This window comes from Neorhizobium turbinariae, assembly GCF_023223505.1.
Lineage (GTDB): Bacteria > Pseudomonadota > Alphaproteobacteria > Rhizobiales > Rhizobiaceae > Neorhizobium > Neorhizobium turbinariae.
Window position 1 is genome coordinate 112,929 of record NZ_JALPRY010000014.1, and the last position, 23,928, is coordinate 136,856.

22 protein-coding genes and 2 tRNA genes are annotated in these 23,928 nt (G+C 61.0%); 15 read left to right on the plus strand and 9 right to left on the minus strand.

Features of this window, described 5'->3' with window-relative positions; all coding sequences use genetic code 11:
• Positions 1-4 precede the first annotated feature (4 nt).
• Entirely contained in the window at positions 5-139 is a 135-nt protein-coding gene (locus tag M0654_RS22780) for a hypothetical protein (RefSeq protein ID WP_282571629.1), read from the minus strand.
• Positions 140-300: 161 nt separating this feature from the next.
• Between M0654_RS22780 and M0654_RS13045 the strand changes: the two genes are divergently transcribed.
• Together M0654_RS13045 and M0654_RS13050 are read left to right on the plus strand one after the other, a co-directional pair.
• Positions 301-1,101, plus strand: a complete 801-nt coding sequence (locus M0654_RS13045) for an SDR family NAD(P)-dependent oxidoreductase (protein WP_248683489.1) — start codon at positions 301-303, stop codon at positions 1,099-1,101.
• 19 nt (positions 1,102-1,120) lie between these two features.
• A complete protein-coding gene (locus tag M0654_RS13050) occupies positions 1,121-1,714 on the plus strand; it encodes a cysteine hydrolase family protein (protein WP_248683490.1) in 594 nt (197 codons plus the stop codon).
• A 78-nt stretch (positions 1,715-1,792) separates the two neighbouring features.
• Here M0654_RS13050 and M0654_RS13055 read toward each other — a convergent pair whose 3' ends face one another.
• The 4 genes from M0654_RS13055 to M0654_RS13070 form a co-directional block, all read right to left on the minus strand.
• On the minus strand, positions 1,793-1,954 hold the full coding sequence (locus M0654_RS13055) for a hypothetical protein (protein WP_248683491.1): 162 nt from the start codon (positions 1,952-1,954) through the stop codon (positions 1,793-1,795).
• Between the two features lie 9 nt (positions 1,955-1,963).
• Positions 1,964-2,485 carry a hypothetical protein gene (locus M0654_RS13060; RefSeq protein WP_248683492.1) on the minus strand — a complete coding sequence of 174 codons (522 nt, stop codon included), beginning with the start codon at positions 2,483-2,485 and terminating at the stop codon, positions 1,964-1,966.
• A 14-nt stretch (positions 2,486-2,499) separates the two neighbouring features.
• A complete protein-coding gene (locus tag M0654_RS13065; RefSeq protein WP_248683494.1) occupies positions 2,500-3,675 on the minus strand; it encodes a zinc-dependent alcohol dehydrogenase in 1,176 nt (391 codons plus the stop codon).
• Between the two features lie 210 nt (positions 3,676-3,885).
• Positions 3,886-3,960, minus strand: a tRNA-Asn gene (locus M0654_RS13070).
• 150 nt (positions 3,961-4,110) lie between these two features.
• On the opposite strand from M0654_RS13070, the gene M0654_RS13075 reads away from it, so the two are divergent.
• Entirely contained in the window at positions 4,111-4,416 is a 306-nt protein-coding gene (locus M0654_RS13075) for a hypothetical protein (protein ID WP_390920228.1), read from the plus strand.
• Positions 4,417-4,423: 7 nt separating this feature from the next.
• On the opposite strand, the gene M0654_RS13080 is transcribed toward M0654_RS13075, so the two are convergent.
• Positions 4,424-5,065 (minus strand): exopolysaccharide biosynthesis protein, encoded by a 642-nt coding sequence (locus tag M0654_RS13080; RefSeq protein WP_248683495.1) that lies wholly within the window; start codon positions 5,063-5,065, stop codon positions 4,424-4,426.
• A 387-nt stretch (positions 5,066-5,452) separates the two neighbouring features.
• Between M0654_RS13080 and M0654_RS13085 the strand changes: the two genes are divergently transcribed.
• Both M0654_RS13085 and M0654_RS13090 read left to right on the plus strand, forming a co-directional pair.
• Positions 5,453-5,725, plus strand: a complete 273-nt coding sequence (locus M0654_RS13085; RefSeq protein WP_118849527.1) for a hypothetical protein — start codon at positions 5,453-5,455, stop codon at positions 5,723-5,725.
• Between the two features lie 186 nt (positions 5,726-5,911).
• A tRNA-Cys gene (locus tag M0654_RS13090) sits at positions 5,912-5,985 on the plus strand.
• A 38-nt stretch (positions 5,986-6,023) separates the two neighbouring features.
• Here the strand turns inward: M0654_RS13090 and M0654_RS13095 are convergent.
• A complete protein-coding gene (locus tag M0654_RS13095; RefSeq protein ID WP_248683496.1) occupies positions 6,024-7,079 on the minus strand; it encodes a type I restriction endonuclease in 1,056 nt (351 codons plus the stop codon).
• 324 nt (positions 7,080-7,403) lie between these two features.
• Between M0654_RS13095 and M0654_RS13100 the strand changes: the two genes are divergently transcribed.
• From M0654_RS13100 to exoR, 6 genes are all read left to right on the plus strand, one after another.
• Positions 7,404-7,601, plus strand: a complete 198-nt coding sequence (locus tag M0654_RS13100) for a hypothetical protein (protein WP_248683498.1) — start codon at positions 7,404-7,406, stop codon at positions 7,599-7,601.
• Between the two features lie 142 nt (positions 7,602-7,743).
• Entirely contained in the window at positions 7,744-8,397 is a 654-nt protein-coding gene (locus M0654_RS13105) for a protein-L-isoaspartate O-methyltransferase family protein (protein WP_248683500.1), read from the plus strand.
• Positions 8,398-8,623: 226 nt separating this feature from the next.
• Positions 8,624-9,475, plus strand: a complete 852-nt coding sequence (locus M0654_RS13110; RefSeq protein ID WP_449289664.1) for a DUF2497 domain-containing protein — start codon at positions 8,624-8,626, stop codon at positions 9,473-9,475.
• Positions 9,476-9,595: 120 nt separating this feature from the next.
• Positions 9,596-12,511: a valine--tRNA ligase gene (locus M0654_RS13115; RefSeq protein WP_248683502.1), complete on the plus strand. Its 2,916-nt coding sequence runs from the start codon at positions 9,596-9,598 to the stop codon at positions 12,509-12,511.
• Positions 12,512-12,866: 355 nt separating this feature from the next.
• Positions 12,867-14,150 carry an OmpP1/FadL family transporter gene (locus M0654_RS13120; RefSeq protein WP_248683503.1) on the plus strand — a complete coding sequence of 428 codons (1,284 nt, stop codon included), beginning with the start codon at positions 12,867-12,869 and terminating at the stop codon, positions 14,148-14,150.
• Positions 14,151-14,631: 481 nt separating this feature from the next.
• Entirely contained in the window at positions 14,632-15,426 is a 795-nt protein-coding gene (gene exoR / locus M0654_RS13125) for an exopolysaccharide production regulator ExoR (protein WP_248683504.1), read from the plus strand.
• A 28-nt stretch (positions 15,427-15,454) separates the two neighbouring features.
• On the opposite strand, the gene xth is transcribed toward exoR, so the two are convergent.
• Positions 15,455-16,258, minus strand: a complete 804-nt coding sequence (xth, locus tag M0654_RS13130) for an exodeoxyribonuclease III (RefSeq protein ID WP_248683505.1) — start codon at positions 16,256-16,258, stop codon at positions 15,455-15,457.
• Positions 16,259-16,334: 76 nt separating this feature from the next.
• Positions 16,335-16,664, minus strand: a complete 330-nt coding sequence (gene erpA, locus M0654_RS13135) for an iron-sulfur cluster insertion protein ErpA (protein WP_248683507.1) — start codon at positions 16,662-16,664, stop codon at positions 16,335-16,337.
• A 181-nt stretch (positions 16,665-16,845) separates the two neighbouring features.
• Between erpA and M0654_RS13140 the strand changes: the two genes are divergently transcribed.
• From M0654_RS13140 to nagZ, 4 genes are all read left to right on the plus strand, one after another.
• On the plus strand, positions 16,846-18,063 hold the full coding sequence (locus tag M0654_RS13140; RefSeq protein WP_248683509.1) for a deoxyguanosinetriphosphate triphosphohydrolase: 1,218 nt from the start codon (positions 16,846-16,848) through the stop codon (positions 18,061-18,063).
• A 61-nt stretch (positions 18,064-18,124) separates the two neighbouring features.
• Positions 18,125-19,882, plus strand: coding sequence for an arginine--tRNA ligase (gene argS, locus M0654_RS13145; protein ID WP_248683510.1), 1,758 nt, complete (start codon positions 18,125-18,127; stop codon positions 19,880-19,882).
• A gap of 66 nt (positions 19,883-19,948) precedes the next feature.
• Positions 19,949-22,828, plus strand: coding sequence for an SPOR domain-containing protein (locus M0654_RS22785; protein ID WP_282571630.1), 2,880 nt, complete (start codon positions 19,949-19,951; stop codon positions 22,826-22,828).
• A 76-nt stretch (positions 22,829-22,904) separates the two neighbouring features.
• Positions 22,905-23,921 carry a beta-N-acetylhexosaminidase gene (gene nagZ, locus M0654_RS13155; protein WP_248683511.1) on the plus strand — a complete coding sequence of 339 codons (1,017 nt, stop codon included), beginning with the start codon at positions 22,905-22,907 and terminating at the stop codon, positions 23,919-23,921.
• Positions 23,922-23,928: the final 7 nt, after the last annotated feature.

The window sequence follows — 23,928 nt, forward strand, 5'->3', positions numbered from 1 at the left end:
CGTTCTAGTTCGACTGGTCGATGGCGTGCGGCGAAGGTTGTTCGCTCTCGCCACCACCGCGGCCCGGCAGGAGATACACAAGTCCTGCAACGACAATGATCGCAATCACGATGATCATGATGGTGCGGTTGTTTTTCATCAGAAATGCTCCTGCTACATGTCCCCGCGACAACCACCCGCGTCCCGAGAAGTTGCGTTCCACCCACACGGTTTCTCCGTCGGACAAAGGAAACAATCTCCCTCCGTAACTGTTAGCGCCCCGAAACGGTCGCGCTTTGGCGACTGCATCTGGAGGATCTGATGAGCACCAATCAACCGGAAAAAGGCCTTGCCGTTGTCACCGGCGCCTCGACGGGCATCGGCTACGAACTGGCCAAATGTGCCGCACAGGATGGATACGACCTGGTGATCGTGGCCGACGAGCCGCGCATCCAGGATGCGGCGGCGACGCTGAAGGAATTCGGCGTCAGCGTCGAAGCGATGCAGGGCGATCTTGCGACGCCGGAGGGCGTGCGGCGGTTTATTGCCGGCCTCGACGCACTCGGGCGTCCGGTGGACCTGTTGATGGCGAATGCCGGTCGCGGCTTGGGCGACGGCTTCCTTGACCAGAAGATCGCCGAAGCGCAGCGTGTCGTGGATACGAATATCAGCGGCACGATCGCACTCGTCCACAGCGTTGCAGGACGCATGCGCAGCCGCGGTAAGGGCCGTATCCTGTTCACGGGCTCGATCGCCGGTTTCATGCCGGGCGCTTTTCAGGCGGTCTATAACGGCACGAAGGCGTTCATCAACTCGTTCTCGTTTGCGCTGCGCGAGGAGTTGAAGGGGACGGGCGTTTCGGTCACTTGCCTGATGCCGGGACCGACCGACACGGAATTCTTTGAACGCGCCGACATGCTCGACACACCGGTTGGGCAGGGCAAGAAGGATGATCCGGCCTTTGTCGCCAAGACCGGTTATGAGGCGATGCTCGATGGCGAAGGTGACGTCGCCGCCGGCTGGAAGAACAAGGTCATGACGGCCGCAGCCAACGTGACGCCGGCCGAAACGCTCGCCAAGCAGCATCGCAAGATGGCAGAGCCAGACGACAGCCGAAACTGATGATCCTGAAGGTGGCTTGATGAAAGCAGATGCAAACTGGCGCCATCTCTGCGTCGACATGCAGCGGATGTTTGCCGAGGATACGCCCTGGAACGTGCCGTGGATGGAGCGGGTGTTGCCGCAGGTGGAAGAGGTGTCGAAGCGCCATGCAGCGCGCACCATCTTCACCCGCTTCGTACCGCCGATGCGTGCGGAGGACGCCACGGGCGCCTGGCAGGACTATTACCGCAAGTGGGACGTGATGACCCGCGAGCAGATGCCGCCGGACATGATCGACCTCGTCGCGCCGCTCAAGCGGCTCGTGCCGCCGGCGCGCGTGCTCGACAAGCCGGTCTATTCGCCCTGGCTCGATGCGCGGCTACTTTCCCAACTGCGGGAAGAGTCCGTCGATACGCTGGTGATCAGCGGCGGGGAAACCGACGTCTGCGTGCTCTCCACCGTGCTTGGCGCCATCGATCTCGGCTTCCGGCTGGTGGTGCTGGAGGATGCCGTCTGCAGCGGCGCCGATGACACCCATGACGCCGCGATCGACGTGCTTGCCCAGCGCTTCTCGGTGCAGCTTGAACTCCTGCCAACCGAGGAGTTTCTGCGCCAGGCGCCGGTACTGGTCTAGACCTCCCGGATCCAGACATCTCCATAAAAAAAGAAGCTGCCCTGTGAGGCAGCTTCTCTAGATTTATACTCGCTCAGACTAGGCCCCTGGCGCGGGAGCCGCCGGGTTCTTGGGCTGGCCTGTGGCCGGCGAGGGGTGATCGGCCGCCGCCCCCGGCTGGTCATTGTCCGGGATCGTCGCCATGATGCCCGCGGCGACAACGATGATGGCGGCCAGGATGATCAGGGCTCTTCTGCTCATACTGTCTCCTCAGATCTGCGACGCGCTATTGCTGGCCGGTGCCGCGGCACGCGGACGAGCAGGAAAACCGCTTCGATCACTGTAGTTGCGGCCGGGTGAGCGGCGGGCGTTGCGGCGCGACACGGCCTGCGTCGCGATGATGTCGAGCGCTGTCACGCCTAGCACAAGACCGAGCGCCAGGGCGGCATTGCCACGTTTCGGGTTGTCGGGACGGATGGCGGTGGCAAGGGTGGCGATATCCAGCGCATCACCTGCCACGCGGCTGACGAGGCCCGCCTGCTTTTCGGTGGAGAGCGTCATCACACCCGCACCGATCTCCCGCACGCCATAAGCGCGGATGAGGCCTTCGGCGCGCGGCATGCCGAGAGCATGGCTCATGCGGTTGGCGCCAAAAATCTCCATCAGTCCCAGCCCGATGCTGAACCAGCCAAGCGCCCGTGTCAGTTGATCGGCGGAGTCGCGCGAGCTTGGGCCCGAGGAGATGATCTTCGGGTTGCTCTTGGGCTGCACCATGTTTGCGATGTAGTTCATGATTTTCTCTCCGATCAGGGCGTCAGCACGACCTTGATGCAGTCGTCCTGCTTGTTCCGGAAGACCTTGTACATCTCAGGCCCATCCTCGAGTTTGGCGCGATGGGTGATGACAAAGGATGGGTCGATTTCGCCTTCCTCGATTCGGCGCAGCAGGTCGTCCGTCCAGCGGCGAACGTGGGTCTGGCCCATGCGGAAGGTAAGCCCCTTGTTCATGGCCGGGCCCATCGGGATCTTGTCAACGAGGCCGCTGTAGACGCCGGGGATCGAGATGATGCCGGCCGGACGGCAGACATAGATCATCTCGCGCAGCACATGCGGACGGTCGTTTTCCATCATCATCATCTGCTTGGCGCGGTCCATGACGGTGTCCGGCTGGCTGAACGACACGTGCGATTCGAGACCGACGGAATCGATGCACTTGTCGGGGCCCTTGCCGGATGTGAGGTCGTTCAGGCGCTCGACGACGCTCTCATCCTGGAAGTTGATGGTGATCGCGCCGGCCGCCTGCGCCATGGTAAGCCGTTCCGGGATGCGGTCGATCGCCACCACCTGCCTGGCGCCAAGCAGGATAGCGCTGCGGATCGCCATCTGGCCGACAGGGCCGCAGCCCCAGATGGCAACGGTATCGGTCGGCTCGATGTCGCACTGCGCGGCGGCCTGCCAGCCGGTCGGGAAGATGTCGCCGAGGAAAAGCACCTGCTCGTCGGTAAGGCTATCCGGCACCTTGATGTGGGTTGTATCCGCAAACGGCACGCGCATGTATTCCGCCTGGCCGCCCGGATACCCGCCGGTGAGATGCGTATAGCCGAAAAGGCCCGCTGTGGTATGGCCGAATGCCTTGTCGGCGATGTCCTTGTTGCGGTTGCTTCGTTCGCAGACGGAATAGTTTCCGCGCTTGCACTGGTCGCATTCGCCGCAGTTGATGGTGAAAGGCACGACGATGCGGTCGCCCTTCTTCAAGGCACCGTTGATTCCGGAGCCAGTCTCGACCACTTCGCCCATCATTTCATGGCCCATGATGTCGCCGGGCTTCATGGCGGGGATGTAGTTGTGGAAGAGGTGCAGGTCGGAGCCGCATATGGCGCAACTCGTCACCTTGATGATGGCGTCGCGCGGGTCCTCGATCTTGGGATCTTCAACCGTGTCGCAGCGGATGTCTTCCTTGCCGTGCCAGACCAGAGCTCTCATTTCATCTCCCTTCGCTCCCGCTCGGCCGTCTGATTTTGAAGGCCGAGGCGGACAAATTTTCAGGGAGGGAACAACGAGAAGCCGTTTAAGTTTCCACGGCGCGCGAAAATTCGAGCCTGTGAGGGACGCGGCGGAAGATAGATGAGAGGTGTCTGGAGTTCAGCGTCTATGACGCTTGAGGCGGAAAGAGCCAGTCTCTTGAAGAAGAAATGGCTCCCCGGGCCGGATTCGAACCGGCGACCTGTCGATTAACAGTCGAATGCTCTACCGCTGAGCTACCAGGGAACAACCGCTCGGTGGCGGCGTGTGCGGCGGGTAATACTGATGCTTTTCGGTTTTGCCAAGCGCTTTTTTTGAAAAAAATGCACTTGGTTGTTTTATCCACCGCTGGGCCCCATTTTTCGCCTGTTGAAACAGTCATGCAAAGGAGCCTCGGTGTCGGTGGTGCAGAAGGGTGAGAAGAAATTCGGCATTGATCCGCTGACGGGAAAGCTTCTGATCGGCCCCGTTCGGGTCCCGATGCCGCAGTCGCGGGCGGGACGCATCACCACAGGCGTGCTGCTGGTGTGCGGCGGCACGCTTGGCTTTCTTCCGATTCTCGGGTTCTGGATGGTGCCCTTGGGGCTGCTTGTGCTGTCGCACGATCTTCCCGCCGTCCGGCGCAAGCGCCGCCGCATCGCGCTCTGGTGGGCGAGGCGGCAGGCGAGAAAGAACGGCGCCGACCGATCGGCGCCGAAATAAGCTTTTCTCAGCCGAACAGCGACGCGATGCCCTGGCCGGCGCTGAAGGCGAAATAGGCAAGCACGCCGAAATACACGATGGTGATGACGTTGAAGAGGTAGCCGCCGAGCACCACGACGCCATCGCGCTGGATCATTCCGGTCGACAACAGCAGGATGGCGATTCCCGGAAGCGTGTTGGAAAAGGGGATGAGGCCGAGCGGAAACATCAGGAGCACGCCCGCAAGGGTGATCGCCAGCCCGTTGATGCGGTTGATGAGCCGTCCCGACGTCAGCCCCGTCAGGCGCGGCTTCAGGTAACGGTCGAGCCGTGACACGATGCTGACGCCCTTTTCGAGCGCCGGAACGAGTTTTGCCGATTCCAGTCGGCGGTCGAGGATCTGCCGCGGCAGCCAGGGCAGGCGGTTGGCCGTAATCGCAAGGCTGACGAGGATGATCGCCGCGCCGAAGACGGTGCTGACGCCGGGGATCGACACGGGGATCAGGAAGGGAAGGGAGGCGACGGCGCAAATCAGCAGGAGACCCTGCTCGCCCACCGCGTCCATCAATTGCCGCAGCGTAACCGACTGGCCCTGGATGCCGCCGATCAGGTTGCGCAATGTGCCGCTGAGCGAGGTTGAGGTATCCTGGAATTCAATGCTTGCGTCCAATGTCTTGCTCCATGCAGCCACGATTGCGCCCTGCATAGCAGCATTCGAATCCGACGCAAAGAAACGGGGCCGCGGAGGGCACGCCGCTCACACAAGCGCAAGGCCTGAAGCGCAGACTTACCTCGAGCTCGCCCAGTGATCATAGGCGCCGCAGGCGAGCACGATTGCCAGCACGCCGAGCACGATGGGATTGAGTGCAGTTACGAATGCGAAATATTCCATGACGGTCTCCTCCACCGCATGTCCGCCGCCCGAAAATCCTCCCCAAGAAGCTGTATCGGTATGTTAGCACATTCTACAGCATGCGCTACCCATTCTGGTCCGGAGGCTCCGAACCGGACGCGCCTCAAGACAAAGAATGGATCGGGACTGGCCGCGGGGGCGGATATGGGCTTCAGAGTAATCGAAGGCGGGCTTGGGAAACCTTACCCCGAAGAAGACTGCGCCACGCCGACGCAGCGGGACGTGGAACGCGAAGCCGAACGGCGGCTGAATGCGCTGGGTTACCCGAAATGGCGCAACCGCCGGGCGCTGACGAACATGCCCATCCCCCGCGAGATAGAGTATCCCGCCATGCAGATCCGGTACGTGGCAGAAGTGCTTTCGGGCCTCGTTGATATTCCGGCCGATTTCCGATCCGACATCTATTGGCCGGCCTGAATTGACCCGGCGCCTTGCCCGGGGGCTGAGGGCGTGGGGGCCGGCATGGACCAGTTTTTGCACGCACTGCGGGGCGTGTCCGACACGGCCCTGTGAAAAATGCACGATCTGCGGACAGGGCCTATTGCACCCACTCTCGATTCGTTCTAAACGCCCGTCACCACTCGCTGATTTCAGCATCCGGATGGCCTCGTGGCGGAGTGGTGACGCAGAGGACTGCAAATCCTTGCACCCGAGTTCGATTCTCGGCGAGGCCTCCATCTCTTCCAGACATAAACCCGCGTTGCTTAGCGTGCCGTCAGGCTTCTGCGTATTTCCTCGCTGTGGCCCGAAGCCTTTCACTGTAATCGTAGATTTTGTCTAGGCTTTCGACGATCAGTCGCTCTTCGACCTCGCCGTCGAACAAACCGATGTACTTGACCGATCGGTTGAACCACAATCGGGCGAGCGGCTTTCGGTTGTTGTTGTCAATCAAGATGCCACAGTAGGTCTTTTGATCTCGCATCGTCACGCGCGTGGCCTTGATCGTATCGCGAACGATCGCCTTGACGATCATGAACCCTTCTCGCTCCTCATCTGTGGTGACGATATCGGGCTCCTCGTCCACAGGGGTATCGATCTTCTCGATGACTTCTTCTGTGTCTGCGAGAGCATTTGAGAGGCGACTCTTGACCGTATCCATTATCACCTCCCGGAATGCCGACCTAACGATCCCGGTGAAGGTTTCCCGCACCTGTTGGGTCATTCTGCCTTCATAAACGCCTGAGGAGACCATCCTCACGAACTCATCGGAGGGATCTTCGATCAGTTTTGAGAGAACCTGCTTCACCCCCGACGTGTATTTCAGGCGTTCCGCAGTCGCCAGAATGGCGCCAACATCGAACGAAGCCTTTTCGAATTTCTTTAATTCGGAAACGATGCCTGCGTTGAAGTCCGCGACGTCAAATACAAAGAATGGCTTAGCGTCGAGCTTATTTGGAGCGTCAAGGTCAGTGTAGAAATTGAACGTGCGACCATTGGTTAAGATGGCGAATTTGGCGTTGGTGACGCTGAAATATCGGTAGAGTTGGTCCAGATGCTTTTTCTCGAGCGTAACAGAGATCGGCTTGCACTCGATCAGGATCCGGATCTCGTTATCGATTTTGATAGCATAATCGACTTTCTCACCCTTCTTCCCTACAGCATCCGCAGTGAACTCGGGCACAACTTCCGAAGGGTCAAAGACATCGTAGCCGAGCGCCCTGAGAAACGGCAGGACTACGGCAGTCTTCACTGCCTCCTCCGTCGCCATGGTGGATGAATGCGACTTCACGCGCTCCGCTATGGCGCGAAGACTTTCTTCGATTGTGCTCATGATTCCCCCACCCGTTATTGTAGTAAGGGTGGCTGAAGCTCGCGCGACCGTCAAGCGGCCGTTTGGCGGGGGACATGGGCTTTTATGTGCCCCGTTCACCCCGCTCCGGAACCGTTCACGCGACGGAAGATCCATGAGCTAATTGAGGCAGCGCTTCCCCCTTGCGGTCCATGATCGGCACCCGCGCCCCACATCTCAAACAACCATTTACCAGCTTCATCTTGTGTGCGGTGCAAGGTCGCCTCTTTTTAACAATTCGCGCCGTAGCCTCGGAACCGAAAGGCGTCCCGGGGACTTGAATGGGACGAACGGAGGAGGTGGAGAATGTTGTCCAGGTTTATCGGCACATGGCGTTTTTCCAACAACAACCTTGAAGACACCGGCACCTTTGCCGACGGTGTGTTTCCGCTGACGATCGCCGAACAGCACGCGGCCGAAAAGGAGCAGAGCCTGCGCTCTTCCTATGGCCGCGACTACAGCACGGCAGCCAAGCTGGAAACCGCACCTCCAGCCTATGCATAAGGCGGCACACGTCGCGTCTTTAGGCTACAAGAACCATTCCATTTCTTCTCGAGTGTCCGCCAGACCTTGAAAGCATCGGAAGCCGCGATTAAGACGGGCCAAAAGGACCGGCACATGGCCGGCTGATTTGGGACCGACCGAGATGATTGATTTCGAAGCCGCGCGCTTGAAGATGGTGGACACGCAGATCCGCACCACCGACGTCACGTCGCATTCTGTTCTGCGGGCATTCTATAACGTGCCGCGCGAGGCCTTCGTGCCTGAGAAGATGAAGTCCCTCGCTTATATCGATGGCGATATCGAAGTTTCCCCCGGTCGTTACATGATCAAGGCGTCGCCGCTGGCAAAGCTCCTGCAGCTTGCTGCCATCACAAAGGACGACGTGGTGCTCGAAGTGGGTGGCGCGACGGGCTACACGTCGGCACTTCTGTCCCGCCTGGCAGGTTCCGTCGTGTCGCTGGAAGAAGATGAAGCGCTCGTCGCCCAGAGCTCTGCCACGCTGTCTTCGCTCGGATACGACAACGTGGCCGTGGTCAACGGCCCGCTGGAGCAGGGTTATGCGGCGGAAGCGCCTTACGACCTGATCTTCCTCAACGGCGCCGTCGAACAGGTGCCGGCAGCACTTCTCGACCAGCTTCGTGATGGCGGTCGCCTCGTCGGTGTCATCGGTTACGGCAGCACCGGCCAGGCCAAGGTGTTGGTGCGCGAAAACGGCGTGATCTCGGAAGGCTCGGCTTTCAACAGCTCGGTCAAGCCGCTTCCAGGCTTCCGCATCGAACGCGAGTTTGTATTCTAAGCTTGAACGCTCTTGAATGACACAGGGGGCCGGAAACGGCCCCTTTGTTTTTGGCGGTTCACCACGCAGGCGGGTGTGACATCGAAGATTCACCTCGCCAACAAAACTGTGCATGCCTCCCGCGGCGGGGGCACTAGTGATTGTTTCGAACCCGCTCAAGATCTTAAAGTCACTGCGATTCGTCGCTTCTGCGGTTGGAGCCGAATCAAGTGCGGTAACAGCGGGGATTGAAATGGCTCAGCCAAATGTAGCGCGTGAACCTTCCATGGAAGAAATTTTGGCTTCCATTCGACGGATCATTGAAAGCAACGAGCCGACTGCGGACTCGCCCCAGCCGCACCTGATGCCGGTCGATTTCGAAGACGAGATCGAACAGGAAGAACAGGGTTTCACGCCGGATATCGTCGCCAACGACCGCGGCCTGCCGACGCGCGACGAGCCGATGGACTTTTCCTCGCACAACGCCCAGGCACCGGCGGGTGCAGAACGCTCGCTGTCGCTCGCCGATGTCGCAGCCCGTGTGCGTGCCGCCTCCGCCCGCCAGCAGGAGGCCAGCAGCGCGCGTGCAGCAGCAGCAGCTCCGGTCGCGGCTGCCCCCGTTGCGCAGCCTGAAGAGCCTGCAATCGCCCCGCGCATGCCAGAGTTCCGCATGCCCGAGCCTGCTCCCGCACCGCGCGCCGAACAGGTAAGTGCACCGGCCCAGCAATATCCGTCACGCGCCGAACAGGTTTCTGCCGCTCAAGCCCCCGCCGTCGAGCCGCGCCAGTCGATGCCACCGCGTCATGAGCCGGAACTGCGCCAGGAAGTGCGCCCTTCGCAGGATGCCGCACGCAGCCTGCCGGCCAAGATTGAAGAAACCGCAAGCCTCCTGTCGCAGGAAGCCGGCGCCCATGTGGCTCGCTCCTTCAGCGAACTGGCCGCGGTGTTCAACGGAATGGAGCGCCGTTCGCTTGAAGATATGGCGCAGGACATGCTGCGCCCGATGCTGCAGGAATGGCTCGATGACAACCTGCCGACGCTGGTCGAACGCCTCGTGCGCGAAGAGATCGAGCGCGTGGCCCGCGGTCCGCGCCGCTAGTTTACCGTCGGGTTCGGATAAAAGGCCGCTCCGGGAACGGGGCGGCTTTTTTATTGACTCCCGCGGCCCCACATCTTTAACACCGCTCCATCTCTGTTCAGACAAGAAACAGGCCAGAAAATGCTTGAGAAGACCTACGATTCCACCGCCGTTGAACCCAAAGTCGCTCAGGCCTGGGACGAGGCAGATGCGTTTCGCGCCGGCGCCAATGCAAAGCCGGGTGCGGAAACCTTCACGATCGTAATCCCGCCGCCGAACGTTACCGGCTCGCTGCACATGGGCCACGCGCTCAACAACACGCTGCAGGACATCATGGTCCGCTTCGAGCGCATGCGCGGCAAGGACGTGTTGTGGCAGCCGGGCATGGACCATGCCGGTATCGCGACGCAGATGGTGGTTGAGCGGCAGTTGATGGAACGTCAGCTTCCGGGCCGCCGCGAGATGGGCCGCGAGGCCTTCGTTGATCGTGTCTGGGAATGGAAGGCGGAATCCGGCGGGTTGATCTTCAACCAGCTGAAGCGGCTTGGCGCATCCTGTGACTGGTCGCGCGAACGCTTCACCATGGACGAGGGCCTGTCGAAGGCCGTTCTTGAAGTTTTTGTAACGCTTTACAAGGAAGGGCTCATCTACCGCGGCAAGCGGCTCGTCAACTGGGACCCGAAGTTCGAGACGGCGATCTCGGACCTGGAAGTCGAGTCCAAGGAAGTCGACGGCCATATGTGGCACTTCAAGTACCCGCTGGCCGGCGGCGAAACCTATACCTATGTCGAGAAGGATGCTGACGGAAACGTCGTCCTGCAGGAAGAGCGCAACTATATCTCGATCGCCACGACGCGTCCGGAAACCATGCTGGGTGACGGCGCCGTTGCCGTTCATCCTTCTGACGAGCGTTATGTGCCGATCGTCGGCAAGCTCTGCGAAATACCGGTTGGCCCGAAAGAACATCGCCGCCTGATTCCGATCATTGCCGACGAATATCCTGATCCGACCTTCGGCTCCGGCGCGGTCAAGATCACCGGCGCGCATGACTTCAACGACTACCAGGTTGCACGCCGCAACAAGATCCCGCTGTATCGCCTGATGGATACGACGGCTTCGATGCGCGATGACGGCGAGCCCTATGCCGTTTGCGCCGCCCGAGCGCTGGAGATCACCAGGTCCGGCGAACTGCCGAGCGAAGCCGAGGTCGACGACCTGAACCTCGTTCCGGACGAGTATCGCGGTCTCGACCGCATGGTAGCGCGCAAGAAGATCATCGAAGCCATCAATGCCGAAGGTCTTGCCGTGACCGTCAAGGACGCGGAAGGCAACGACATTCCTTACGTCGAGAACAAGAAGATCATGCAGCCGTTTGGCGACCGCTCCGGCGTCGTCATCGAACCGATGCTGACCGACCAGTGGTTTGTTGACGCCAAGACGCTGGCGGAACCGGCGATTGCTTCCGTTCGCGAGGGCCGCACCAACTTCGTCCCGAAGAATTGGGAAAAAACCTATTTCGAATGGATGGAGAACATCGAGCCGTGGTGCATTTCGCGCCAGCTCTGGTGGGGCCACCAGATTCCGGCCTGGTATGGTCCGGACGGCCAGTGCTTCGTCGAGAAGACGGAAGAAGAAGCGCTCGACGCCGCCGTCCAGCACTACCTGGCCCATGAGGGCCCATGGAAGGCCTGGGTCCAGGAGAAGCTTGAAAACTTCCAGCCGGGCGAGATCCTGACGCGTGACGAGGACGTGCTCGACACGTGGTTTTCCTCGGCGCTTTGGCCGTTCTCCACCCTTGGCTGGCCTGACAGGACGCCGGAACTGGCGCGCTATTACCCGACGAACGTCCTCGTCACCGGCTTCGACATCATCTTCTTCTGGGTTGCCCGCATGATGATGATGGGCCTGCACTTCATGAAGGATGAGGAAGGCAATCCGGTTGAGCCGTTCAGCACCGTGTATGTCCACGCGCTGGTTCGCGACAAGAATGGCCAGAAGATGTCGAAGTCGAAGGGCAACGTCATCGACCCACTCGACCTGATCGAGGAATATGGTGCTGACGCCTTGCGCTTCACGCTGGCGATCATGGCGGCACAGGGCAGGGACGTGAAGCTCGACCCAGCCCGCATCGCTGGCTATCGTAACTTCGGCACCAAGCTGTGGAACGCGACCCGCTTTGCGGAAATGAACGGCGTGTCGCGTAATCCTGCGTTCGTGCCGGAAAATGCCAAGCTCACCGTCAACCGCTGGATCCTGACGGAGCTGTCGAAGACCGTTGGCGACGTGACACAGGCGATCGAGACGCACCGCTTCAACGAGGCGGCCAACGCGCTTTATCGTTTCGTCTGGAACCAGGTCTGCGACTGGTACCTGGAACTCCTGAAGCCGATCTTCATGGGCGACGACGAAGAGGCCAAGGCCGAGGCGCAGGCCTGCATGGCTTATGTGCTTGAACAGACGTACAAGCTGCTGCATCCGTTCATGCCGTTCATGACGGAAGAGCTTTGGGCGCATACGGCGCAGCGCGATGGTTTGCTCTGCCACGCAGACTGGCCGCTGGCCAGCTTTGCTGACGATGCGGCGGCCGAAGAGATCAACTGGCTCGTCGACCTCGTTTCGGGTCTGCGCTCCGCGCGCGCCGAAATGAACGTTCCGCCGTCCGCCACGGCGCCGCTTGTTGTCGTTGGCGCCAATGAATTGACGCAAGGCCGCCTGAAGCAGCACGAGAGCGCGATTGGGCGCCTGGCTCGCGTTGCCAGCATTGAGCTTGCCGATGTTGCACCGAAGGGTGCGGCGCAGGTTGTCGTCGGTGAAGCAACAGCATGCCTCCCGCTCGGCACGCTGATTGATCTCGCTGCCGAAAAGGCACGTATCGAAAAGAACATCGGCAAGACGCAGGCGGAGATGGACCGCATCGGCAAGAAGCTCGCTAACGACAAGTTCGTGGCGAATGCTGATCCGGAAGTGGTTGCCGCCGAGCGTGAGCGCTTCGCGGAACTGGAAATCCAGATCGCCAACCTGAGGACTGCAATGCTTCGCGTTTCCGAAGCCGGCTGACCGCTTCGATTCGGTTGACCAATCACATTGCCGCGCCGGTAACCCGGTGCGGCATTTTTTTATGGGTCGTTGTAGGCTCCGGTTACGCGTTTTGCAGATGCGAAGATCCAGAAACTGCGTCTGTTGCTGAGTTGCCACACACCTTTTGAAGTAGGTGATATTTTTTCACATTTTAGCGAGTAGAGCTGATGTGGTAGCATTTTATTCCGCAACGACGGAAGCTACGCGTGACACTTGAATTCTTTACGTAAATTATGCGCCATGCTCCGGCGCCCGCACGCGCGTCGGTGAAAGTTGTTATTTGGAATCCAGCTCTTAGACTGCCTCCATCACCTTACCGGGAGTGGGAGCAATTATGGTAAGAAAGACTTTAGCAGGCGGATTTGTGGCGGCCGCTGGCCTCGTGGCGCTCCAATCACCTGCCTTTGCAGGGGGCCTCGAGAGGGGCGGCTACAACATCGACCTCCTGTTTGATCCGGGCAAAGTGGCCGCCGAAGCGGCGGCTACCTACGTCATGCCGCAGCGCAAGCTGAAGAACGTGCAGGACGTGGATACTACTTCGGGCGCTTTTCCATTCAACGGCACTGCAGCCGGCAATGGCGGCGGTAACTTGAATGGTTTGTCCACGTCGGCAGACGGCAGTGAAGGTTATTGGGTGCCGCGCATCGGCATCAAGGCCGGCATCGACAACGCGGACTGCATGTTCGATTACTCCGAACCGTGGGGCGCTCACAAGAAACCAGGTCGTGACTGGGCTGGCGCCAACGAAGACATCGAAACCAAGGTCGAGAGCCGCAACTACGCGCTGACCTGCTCGTACCGTTTTGATGCCGGTCCGGGACAGCTCCGCATCATTGGTGGTGGTTTCTATCAGGAAGTCTTCGGTTTCCAGGAACGCCTGGTTCAGGATTTCACCGGCGTTCCGCCGGCGTTTGGCGGCTTGCAAAGCGGCGTAGGCCGTCTTGACCTTGAAGGCGACGGTTGGGGCTGGCGTGCAGGTCTCGCCTACGAGATCCCGGAATACGCCTTCCGCGCCAGCCTTGTTTACAACAGCGAGGTCAAGCTGAACGACATTACCGGCACCTTGGACCTGTCGCAGGTCAACGGTACGGCGCCGTTCGATGTTTACGGCTCGCAGAGCATGCCGGATGTCGTGGAACTCAGGGTTCAGTCCGGTATCGCGCCTGATTGGCTGGCCTTCGGTTCGGTGAAGTGGACCGACTGGAGCCAGCTTCAGAAGGTACGCTTCTTCTGCAAAGATCCGGGAGCATTCGCTGGTTGTGCGTCGCCGGGTGGCGTGACCGCGCTGGACTTGGGCTACCGTGACGGCTGGACCATCAGCGGCGGCATCGGCCACAAATTCAATGAACAGTGGAGCGGTGCGGCCAGCATCACCTGGGACCGCGGTACCTCGCAGGGTTACGGTACCAATACCGATACTTGGACGCTCGGCCTTGGCGCTGCCTACACCCCGAATGAAAACGTCGAGTTCCGCCTCGCGGGCGTGATCGGCGTCCTGACCGGCGGCGAGTCCGGCCGGGTGACGCTCGGCGGCGAGGAATATGGCACGCGTGCCAACTACGACTTCGGTGACGATCTGGTGACGGCGATCTCGACCTCGGTCAAGGTTCGCTTCTGATCAACAAGACACACAAGAACGCCCGGCCTCGCGCCGGGCGTTCGCGTTTGTAGCGCATGCTCGTGAAGGCCTGCCTCTCCGTCTCGTGACGTTTTGGCAACACTTTTCCTGGACTATGGGAGCCGGGTCCGGAGCTGGGACTTTTGTCCATTTCCCGCCACAAACGGGGAGCAGCGATGAAAGGACAAAGAGCGCGAACTTGCGGGGGCGGGACGCGCAATTGGAGTAACATGGGCGGGTTTTCTACAATACGGCCAGTTTTTGCCGGGGCGATCGGAGCGGACGAATGTCTTCGCTCATCTGCCACGGAAGCGGCGGCAATAGGTCCTAGTATTGCCGGAAACGGCATCTACAGTTTTCTTTCAACATCACCGGCGCGGACCTTCCGTGTGGGAAGGATGAGGAAGCGTGTGGTGGCTTGCGGTGCTCGGGTTCCAGCTACCGATGGGGTGGCGCTGAAGCAGCGTGAAAGAAAATGACGATGGCGAAGTCTGGTATCGGATCCATGAGAGTATTGCTTCTTGGAGCGACGATTGCCTCGCTGGTTGCTGGGTCGGCCTCTGCGTTTGACATCCAATCCGGCGTCACGAAGGAATCAGGGCCGTTCGATCTCTTCAAGTTCGGCTTCAAGGCCTACAAGAACGGCCAGAAGGAAGATGCGATCGAGGCCTATCGTTATGCAGCGGAAAAGGGCCACACCGGCTCTCGCTGGGCGCTCGCTAACATGTACGCCTATGGCGACGGCGTCACGAAGGACGACTTCGAAGCCTTCAAGATCTACAATGAAATTGCAGCGCAAGGCATCGAGCCGGGCTCTGAAGACACCGGTTTCTTCATCAATGCGCTTCTGTCGCTTGCCGGTTATTACCGCCGCGGCATTCCCGGCACGCCGGTCAAGCCCGACCTGTCTCAGGCACGGCAGCTGTATTTCCAGGTCGCCTCGACATTCGGCGTCGCGGAAGCCCAGTTCCAGCTCGCGAAGATGATGCTGTCGGGCGAGGGCGGTGGCGCCAGCATCCAGCAGGCCAAGAAGTGGCTGAATCAGGCGCGGCGCAACGGCCATGCCGGCGCGATGGCAATCTTCGGCAACGTCCTGTTTCAGGAAGGCCAGATTGTTCGTGGGCTTGCCTTCATGACGGCGGCGCTTGATCGCTGTGCGGCGAAGGACTGTTCCTGGATGCAGCAGTTGCAGGAGCAGGCATTCTCTGTTGCCGGTGAAGAAGACCGTCGCGGTGCTGTTGCCCTGTCGCAGCAGTTTGCACAGGGCGCCGATTGAGGGTGCCGAAGCCTAGCCTGAGGTGAGGCTAGGCGAAGTCGAAGACGCCGATCACGGGCACGTGGTCGGAGGGTTTTTCCCAGGCACGGGTGTGCTTCTCGATCGATGTTGATGTTAGCCGATCCGCCGCCTCGGGTGAGAGCATCAGGTGGTCGATGCGGATCCCGTTGTTCTTCTGCCAGGCGCCAGCCTGGTAATCCCAGAATGAATAGAGTTTAGTCGCGTCGTTCGTGGCGCGAACGGCGTCGGTCAAGCCAAGATTTTCCAGGCGGCGGAAGGCAGCCCGCGTCTGCGGCAGGAAGAGCGCGTCCGTTGCCCAGACCGCCGGGTCAAAGCAGTCATGTGGTTCGGGAATCACGTTGTAGTCGCCGGCGAGGATCAGCGGTTCCTCGAGTTCAAGGCAAGCCTGCGCGTGTTTGCGCAGCCGCTCCATCCAGGCGAGCTTGTAAGGATATTTCACCGGATCATCAGCCGGGTTGCCGTTGGGCAGGTAGATCGAAGCGACTCGAATGGCGCCAGACGGCATCGAAAAAACGCCTTCAATGTACCGGGACTGCTCGTCGACAGGTCCATCCAAGCCATCGCCACCCGGCAGGCCCCGCATGACTTCATCCGGCTTCGTCTTGGAAAGCAGGGCCACACCGTTGAAGCCCTTCTGGCCATGCGTTTCCACATGGTAGCCGAGGGCCTCGATCTCCAGACGCGGAAAATTCTCGTCCACCGATTTGATTTCCTGCAGGCAGACGATGTCCGGCGAGGAATCGGTGAGCCACTGGCGCAAGCTGTCGATGCGCGCCTTGACGCCGTTGATATTCCAGGTGGCAATCTTCATCAGCCTCGTTCCTCTGGTCGGAGGTCTTCTCTTTTAGCCAAAGCGAAGCCGATGGGAAGGGGCAGATACGCCGATGCTAGATCGAGAAGCTGGTGCCACAGCCGCAGTTTGCTACCGCGTTCGGATTCTTGATCTGGAACGACTGGCCGAGCAGGTTGTCGACGAAGTCGATTTCGGAACCTGCCATGTAGACCAGCGACAGGCTGTCGATCAGCACCTTTGCGTCGCCATTCGCCACTACGACATCGTCATCCTGCTGAGCGTCAGCCAGGTCGAACTTGTAGGAAAAGCCGGAACAGCCGCCGCCCTCGACCGATACCCGAAGCGCCTGTTTTCCTGCTTCGGCTTGCACGATTTCGGAGATTCGCTTCGCGGCGGCATCCGAGAGCGTCACATTCGCATTCATTTTCGTCTCCTGCCGGGTTCAAGGCCCGGAGCTGACACCTACATCCTGAGCCAGCCTTGCGCGACTGGCTTTACATCAATTCACCGGCATTGTGCACGGCTGTACTATAGGTATGAAGAGGCAAGAGGCGCGTCAATGGTCCGATAGAGGCTTGGGCGAGGCCGAGAAGGCAGGTGAAGGCATGACAATCGATACCGGCACGCTTGGGTTCGGAAGCGGCGAGCGCGCGATCTATTCTTCAAACCCCTGGTCGTCGCGCGGACGGATGTATCCCGAGCCGGGCAGCCTGACGCGCTCGGAGTTCCAGCGTGACCGCGACCGCATCGTGCATACCACCGCCTTTCGCCGGCTGAAGCACAAGACACAGGTGTTCATCAGCCCGGATGGTGACCATTACCGCACGCGCCTGACGCACACGATCGAGGTCGCCCAGATCGCTCGCGCTCTCGCGCGTGCCCTGAAGGTGGACGAAGACCTCGCGGAGGGCGTGGCGCTGGTGCACGATTTCGGCCACACGCCTTTCGGCCACACGGGGGAAGATGCGCTGGACGAGATGCTGAAGCCCTACGGCGGCTTCGACCATAACGCCCAGTCGCTGCGGATCGTTACCAAGCTGGAACGCCGTTACGCCGAGTTCGACGGTCTCAATCTCACCTGGGAAAGCCTCGAGGGGCTGGTGAAGCACAACGGTCCGCTGATCAGCCCAACGGGCGAGGGGCTACGCGGGCCGGTGCCGCAGCCGATCCTGGACTACACGCAGTTGCACGATCTTGAGCTTGCGAGCTTTGCAAGCCTTGAGGCGCAACTGGCAGCGATCTCCGATGACATCGCCTACAATACCCATGACATCGACGACGGGCTCAGATCCGGCCTGCTGACCTTCGATATGCTCGAGGAGGTGCCGTTCCTCTCCGGCCTGATGGCGGAGGTGCGGGCAAAATATCCCAACCTGGAGCGGTCGCGCTTTGCCTACGAGGTCACTCGCCGGCAGATCACCCACATGGTGGAGGACGTCATTGCCGTCGCGCAGGCGAACCTCAAGACGCTGACGCCGCAAAGTGCTGCAGACATCCGCGCCGCGGACCATGTCGTGGCGACGTTCTCGGCGGAAATGGCCGAGACGGACCGGCAGATCAAGAAGCTGCTGTTCTCCCGCATCTACCGGCATCCGGAGATCATGCGGATCCGCGCTGGCGCAGCCAAGATCGTGTCCGACCTGTTCCAGGCCTACATGGACGATCCGACGCTGATGCACAGCCATTTTTGGGTGGAGCAGATTTCCGGCCTGAGCGAAGCCGCCCGCGCCCGCCACGTCGGTGACTATCTTGCCGGAATGACGGATACCTATGCCATCCGGGCGCATGGCGAGCTGTTTGACCAGACTCCCGATTTGCGCTAGGCACCCGAGCCAACGACAACCGCTTTCAAGGATCCGCGGCCTCGTGCTGCGGATGAGTGATATGAACCTCTTCGCCGACTTCGAGATCAGAATAAAGAATGCTCTGGAAACGATTGATATCGTCAAGGAAAAGCGAAGCGAAGTCGACTTCAACCGTGTCACGGTAGAGCCACCGCGCGACCAGAGCCATGGTGATGTGGCCACCAACGCTGCCATGGTTCTCGCCAAGCCGCTTGGTACCAACCCGCGCGCACTGGCCGATATCATCGCCACCACGATACGCAACGACCCGGATGTCAGCGACGTTTCGGTCGCCGGACCGGGGTTCATCAATATCCGTCTTTCGATCGGTTACTGGCAGAACCTGCTGGCGACGATGATCCGCGAAGGTGTGGATTATGGCCGCTCCACGCTCGGCCAGGGCCGCAAGGCAAACGTGGAATATGTTTCCGCCAATCCGACGGGGCCGATGCACGTCGGACACTGCCGTGGTGCCGTGGTGGGCGATGCGCTCGCCAACCTGCTGGCATTTGCGGGCTACCAGGTCGACAAGGAATATTACATCAACGACGCCGGCAGCCAGATCGACGTCCTCGCGCGCTCGGCCTTTCTTCGTTACCGGGAAGCACTGGGCGAAGTTGTCGGTGAGATCCCGGAGGGGCTTTACCCAGGCGATTACCTCGTTCCCGTCGGCCAGGACCTTGCAAAGGAATACGGGCAGCGCCTGCTGGCCATGCCGGAAGATGAATGGCTGCCGATCGTCAAGGACAAGGCCATCGAGATGATGATGGCCATGATCCGAGAGGATCTCGAGGCGCTTAACGTCAAGCACGATATCTTCTTCTCCGAGCGCACCCTGCATGCGAACGGCGCGCAGGGCATCCGGCAGGCAATCAACGACCTGACCTTCAAGGGGCATGTTTACCGCGGAACGCTGCCGCCGCCGAAGGGCCAGTTGCCGGAAGACTGGGAAGACCGGGAGCAGACGCTGTTCCGCTCGACCGAGGTGGGCGATGATATCGACCGTCCGCTGATCAAGTCGGACGGCAGCTACACCTATTTCGCGGCCGATGTGGCCTACTTCAAGGACAAGTACGACCGCGGCTACGACGAGATGATCTATGTGCTGGGTGCCGACCATGGCGGCTACGTGAAGCGCCTGGAAGCGCTGGCGCGTGCCGTATCCGGCGGGTCAGCGAAGCTCACCGTGCTCCTCTGCCAGCTCGTGAAGCTCTTCCGCAACGGCGAACCGGTGAAGATGTCGAAACGCTCCGGCAACTTCGTGACGCTGCGCGAAGTGGTGGATGAGGTCGGTCGCGATGCGGTCCGCTTCATGATGCTCTACAGGAAGAGCTCCGAGCCGCTCGACTTCGACTTCGCCAAGGTCACAGAGCAGTCGAAGGACAACCCGGTCTTCTACGTGCAATACGCCCATGCGCGCACTGCATCGGTCCTGCGGCAGGCCAAGGAAGCGTTTCCGGACCTCGATCTGGCGTCAATCGACCTTGCTGGCTCCACCGCGTTGATTACCGATCCTAACGAGATCCAGATCGTCGCAAAGCTCGCGGAATACCCCAGAATCGTTGAAGCTGCGGCCCTTGCGCAGGAGCCGCACCGGCTGGCATTCTACCTCTACGATCTCGCCAGTTCCTTCCACGCTCACTGGAATAAGGGTAAGGATCAGCCGGAATTACGCTTTGTTAACGATAGGAACCGACAATTGAGCATTGCCAGGCTTGGGCTGGTGCATGCCGTCGCTTGTGTTTTGAAGTCTGGACTTGCAATCACAGGTACTGCAGCACCGGAAGAAATGCGGTAGTTACTGCCCTCATTTCCCCACATTGCGCTGGCAGAGCCGTAGCAATGTAGGTGAGTGGACGGGGTAATGGCCGATAACAACCTTGCGCGTAGCCGGAATGATCTGCCGGACTTCTTCGCCGATGACGACCCGCTGGCGGAACTCGCCCGTATCGTAGGGTACGACGACCTGCCTGCGTTCGCGCGTCCTGCTGCGGCCTCGCCGGCACAGGGTCGGCGCGAGCCCGCGTTCAACCTGGAGGACGAACTGCTCCAGGAATTCGAACGCTACGATTCGCCTCACCTTGATCCGGCCAACGATATCTCGATCGATGACGTGCCGCGGCGGGTGATCGGCTCGGCGCCGGCGCTTGAGCCGGCGGTTGATTATGATGAACCCGCACCGATGCTTCGCCAGGCTCCGATTGAGCCTGTCTTCACCGAAGATCAGCCGACTCCGGAAGCTCCCGTGCAGGCGCAACTGGCGAGCCCCGCGCAGCAGAATGTCGAACCAGCCTTCGACCCGTCCTACCTCGAGGCAACCCAATCGACCGATTTCGTCATCGATGAGCTTGATCTTGCCGCAGAACTCGAAGCTGCGATCGGCGTAGAGCCGCTCGAAGCGTTCGAAGCCCCGGCTGTCGAGGAGCCGGTGCCGGCGCCAGTGGTGCCGAAGTCCAAGGCATATGAGCCTGGCTTCCGCATGCCGCTCGCCAACTTCAATATTGCGCGCTCGAATCCTGTGCCGCAGGCGCCGGTGGTGGAAGCCGCGCCCCAGCAGCCCGTTCACGTTGCTCCCGAAGTGGCTCCTGAGCCTGAGCTTCCTGCTGCGCAGGCTGCCGAGGCGACGTTTATTGAACCGGAAGCGCCGCAGCCTCTGCCGGTCGCTGAAGCGGTCGTTGATCAGCGTGAAGAGCCTGTCTTCGAGGCGGCGCCGACGTCCGCCCCGATTGAGTCGCCGGTTTTCAACTGGGATGAGTTTGCTCTTCGCGCTGACGATCTCGCCGTGACGCAGCCCGAACCGGTAGCGTCTCCTTCCGTCGAGCAACCTGAGGCGCCGCAGGTCGCGGAACTTTCGTTCGAGCCGGTTTCGATGGAGGCTGCTCTTGATATCGAGGATCCGTTCAAGGACGACGATTTCGAGATTTCGCTGAGTGATCTGGAACTGGATCTCGATCTGGCGGACTTGGCGGTTGAGGACGAGTTCACGCCCGCGCCTGTGGAAGTTGCAGCACCCGAGCCGAAGGTTCAGCCGGCGCCGGTATTCCATGCTGCGCCGCCAGTGCAACCCGTACCGCAGCCGCAACCTGTTCCGCAGGCGGCAGCCCCGGTTGCGCCGCAGCCGGTCATGGAGCCTGCAGTTGAAGAGATCGCGGAACTCCCATTCGATCCTGCCGAGATTGCAGAGACCGAGGAGCAGGTTGAGGCAATCGCCGAGCTCGACGTACCGGCCTTGCCGGTCGAAGAGCCGGAGCAGCCGCCGATCTACCGCCCGGACTACGATATCGACATTGATGCCGAACTGGCCTCCATGATGATGGAGCCGGAGAAGCCGGAGCCTACGCCTGTTGCAAAGCCGGAGCCGCTTCCGCAGCCGACGGTCTCGTTCGCGTCCTACGATCAGCCGGCAGCCGCAAAGTCGCAGCCGCCGCAGTATTCCGATCTCGACGATTTCGAGCGTGCCCTGGAAGAAGATTTCCGCCGCAGCCTGGCTGCGCCGCTGGCGCCGATCGATCCGAACGAAGCGGGCTCGGGTGGTACGGATTATCTTGCGACTTTCGAAAACGCCCGTCGCTCCGTTCGCAACTGGACCCTGCCGCTGGTGATCGCCGGCGTCGTCGTGGCCGGTGGCCTCGGTGCCTACGCCTGGATTGGCAGCAGCATGCCGGGCGCTTCGTCAAACGGCGAACCGATCATCATCGCTGCCGATACCGATCCTGTGAAGGTTGCGCCTGAAAATCCGGGCGGCAAGACGGTGCCCAACCAGGATAAGGCGGTTTACGACCGCGTGGCCGGCGTTGCCCCGCAGGAACCGCAGCAGCCGACGCTGATTTCCTCCAGCGAGGAGCCGGTTGATGTGGTTCAGCGGACCCTGATGCCAGATACGCTTCCTCTGGAAGGCGAAAACGACATCGAGCCGACGGAAATCGCCGGGGCCGATGATCTGCGCCTGCTTCCGGACCAGGAGCAGCAGGCGGCCCTGCCGGCTGAACAGCAGCCGGTCGCCGTCATGCCTCGTCGGGTGAAGACGATGATCGTGCGTCCGGACGGCAAACTGGTGGAGCAGGAAGTTCCAGCTCCGGTTACGGCAGCGCAGGACATGGCCAAGGTTCCCGCAGCCGGAACGCGGTCGGGTGAGCCGGCGACGCAGGTTGCCGCGGCACCGAATGCGCTCCCGCAGGCACCAGCCGCATCGGCGGACACCGCGGGTCTGGTTCCGGTCTCGGCACCCGTTTCCGGCAATCTGCCTGAAGCGGCACCTGCTGCACCGCAGGCCGATCTTGCTTCGGTGGAAGCTGCAGCCCAGGCGGCAGAACCAGCGGTCGAGGCTCCGGCCGAGCCGGCAGTCAACATCGTACGCGCTCCCATCCCGGCAACGCGTCCGGCCGAACAGCCGGTCAATGTTGTGGCAGCCGTGACGGAACAAGGCACGGTGCGTGCGCCGACGCAGGCACCGGCTGCATCGCAGGCGGCAGCACCGGCGCAGGTCGCGTCGCTTGGCGAGGGCGGTTACGTGATCCAGATTGCCTCGCTGCCGACGCAGGCCGATGCCCAGAAGTCCTACCAGAGCCTGTCGGCGAAGTTCGGCAACGTGATTGGCGGCCGTGGCGTCGACATCAGGGCGGCGGAGATTGCCGGCAAGGGTACCTTCTACCGCGTCCGCATCCCGGCCGGCAGCAAGGCAGAGGCCGTTGCCCTCTGCGAAAAATATCGCGCTGCCGGGGGCAACTGCCTCGTCGCACGCTGATCCAGTGCTGGAGAAAACGAAACGGGGTGCCCAGGCGCCCCGTTTTTTGTTGCCGCAGATGTTCTAGGATTTTCCCATGACCGAATCAAAAGCCATGATCCTTGGTGCGAGCGGCGCTGCTCTCACCGCTGGCGAAATCTCCCTTTACCGCGATGAACGCCCATGGGGCTTTATCCTCTTCGCGCGCAACTGCGTGGAGCCGCAGCAGATCCACGATCTTGTCGCGGCGATGCGCGATGCCGTCGGCCGGCCGAACGCGCCGGTTCTGATCGACCAGGAAGGCGGGCGCGTGCAGCGGATCCGCCCGCCGATGATCGAGCGGTACCCGTCTGCGGCTGTGCTGGGCGAACTCTTCAGGCAGGACCGGGAGCTAGGGCTGCGGGCAACATGGCTGATGTCGCGCCTGCACGCGTTCGACCTGATGAAGCTCGGAATCAACGTTGATTGCCTGCCGGTACTGGACGTGCCGGTGGAAGGCGCCAGCAACGTCATCGGTGATCGCGCCTACGCCTTTGACCCGGCCGTGGTTGCGGAAATGGGCAAGGCCGCAGCGGAAGGCCTGAAGGCTGGAGGCATGCTTCCGGTGATGAAGCACATGCCGGGCCATGGCCGCGGGATGGCCGACAGCCACCATGAGCTTCCCGTCGTTACCGCCTCACGCGCCGAGTTGGAAGCGCACGACTTCATCCCCTTCGTGGCAATGAAGAACGAGTTGATGGCGATGAGCGCCCATATCGTCTTCACCGCGATTGACGAGAATGAGCCAGCGACCATCTCGCGCAAGGTGATCGAGGAGATCATTCGCGGCCATATCGGCTTCGATGGACTGTTGATGTCGGACGACACCTCGATGAATGCACTGAAGGGCACGATCGGCGAGCGCGCCGCACGAATCATGGGGGGCGGCTGCGATATTGTCTTGCATTGCAACGGCGTGATGGAGGAAATGAAGGCGGTGGTGAAGGAGACGATCCCGCTGGCCGGCGACGCATTGCGACGCGCAAGAGCCGTGGAAGCTGCCTTCACCGAAGGTGACGGGGCCGACGAAGCAGCGATCCGGGCGGAGTTCCACGGCTTGCTGGGGACCGCTTGACGGACGT

Coding starts and splice junctions, on each gene's coding strand:
- M0654_RS22780 (WP_282571629.1), bottom strand. CDS start 139: ATGAAAAACAACCGCACCATCATGATCATCGTGATTGCGATCATTGTC.
- M0654_RS13045 (WP_248683489.1), top strand. CDS start 301: ATGAGCACCAATCAACCGGAAAAAGGCCTTGCCGTTGTCACCGGCGCC.
- M0654_RS13140 (WP_248683509.1), top strand. CDS start 16,846: ATGACAATCGATACCGGCACGCTTGGGTTCGGAAGCGGCGAGCGCGCG.
- M0654_RS13120 (WP_248683503.1), top strand. CDS start 12,867: ATGGTAAGAAAGACTTTAGCAGGCGGATTTGTGGCGGCCGCTGGCCTC.
- M0654_RS13065 (WP_248683494.1), bottom strand. CDS start 3,675: ATGAGAGCTCTGGTCTGGCACGGCAAGGAAGACATCCGCTGCGACACG.
- M0654_RS13060 (WP_248683492.1), bottom strand. CDS start 2,485: ATGAACTACATCGCAAACATGGTGCAGCCCAAGAGCAACCCGAAGATC.
- nagZ (WP_248683511.1), top strand. CDS start 22,905: ATGACCGAATCAAAAGCCATGATCCTTGGTGCGAGCGGCGCTGCTCTC.
- argS (WP_248683510.1), top strand. CDS start 18,125: ATGAACCTCTTCGCCGACTTCGAGATCAGAATAAAGAATGCTCTGGAA.
- exoR (WP_248683504.1), top strand. CDS start 14,632: ATGGCGAAGTCTGGTATCGGATCCATGAGAGTATTGCTTCTTGGAGCG.
- M0654_RS13100 (WP_248683498.1), top strand. CDS start 7,404: ATGTTGTCCAGGTTTATCGGCACATGGCGTTTTTCCAACAACAACCTT.
- xth (WP_248683505.1), bottom strand. CDS start 16,258: ATGAAGATTGCCACCTGGAATATCAACGGCGTCAAGGCGCGCATCGAC.
- M0654_RS22785 (WP_282571630.1), top strand. CDS start 19,949: ATGGCCGATAACAACCTTGCGCGTAGCCGGAATGATCTGCCGGACTTC.
- M0654_RS13050 (WP_248683490.1), top strand. CDS start 1,121: ATGAAAGCAGATGCAAACTGGCGCCATCTCTGCGTCGACATGCAGCGG.
- M0654_RS13095 (WP_248683496.1), bottom strand. CDS start 7,079: ATGAGCACAATCGAAGAAAGTCTTCGCGCCATAGCGGAGCGCGTGAAG.
- M0654_RS13055 (WP_248683491.1), bottom strand. CDS start 1,954: ATGAGCAGAAGAGCCCTGATCATCCTGGCCGCCATCATCGTTGTCGCC.
- erpA (WP_248683507.1), bottom strand. CDS start 16,664: ATGAATGCGAATGTGACGCTCTCGGATGCCGCCGCGAAGCGAATCTCC.
- M0654_RS13105 (WP_248683500.1), top strand. CDS start 7,744: ATGATTGATTTCGAAGCCGCGCGCTTGAAGATGGTGGACACGCAGATC.
- M0654_RS13115 (WP_248683502.1), top strand. CDS start 9,596: ATGCTTGAGAAGACCTACGATTCCACCGCCGTTGAACCCAAAGTCGCT.
- M0654_RS13085 (WP_118849527.1), top strand. CDS start 5,453: ATGGGCTTCAGAGTAATCGAAGGCGGGCTTGGGAAACCTTACCCCGAA.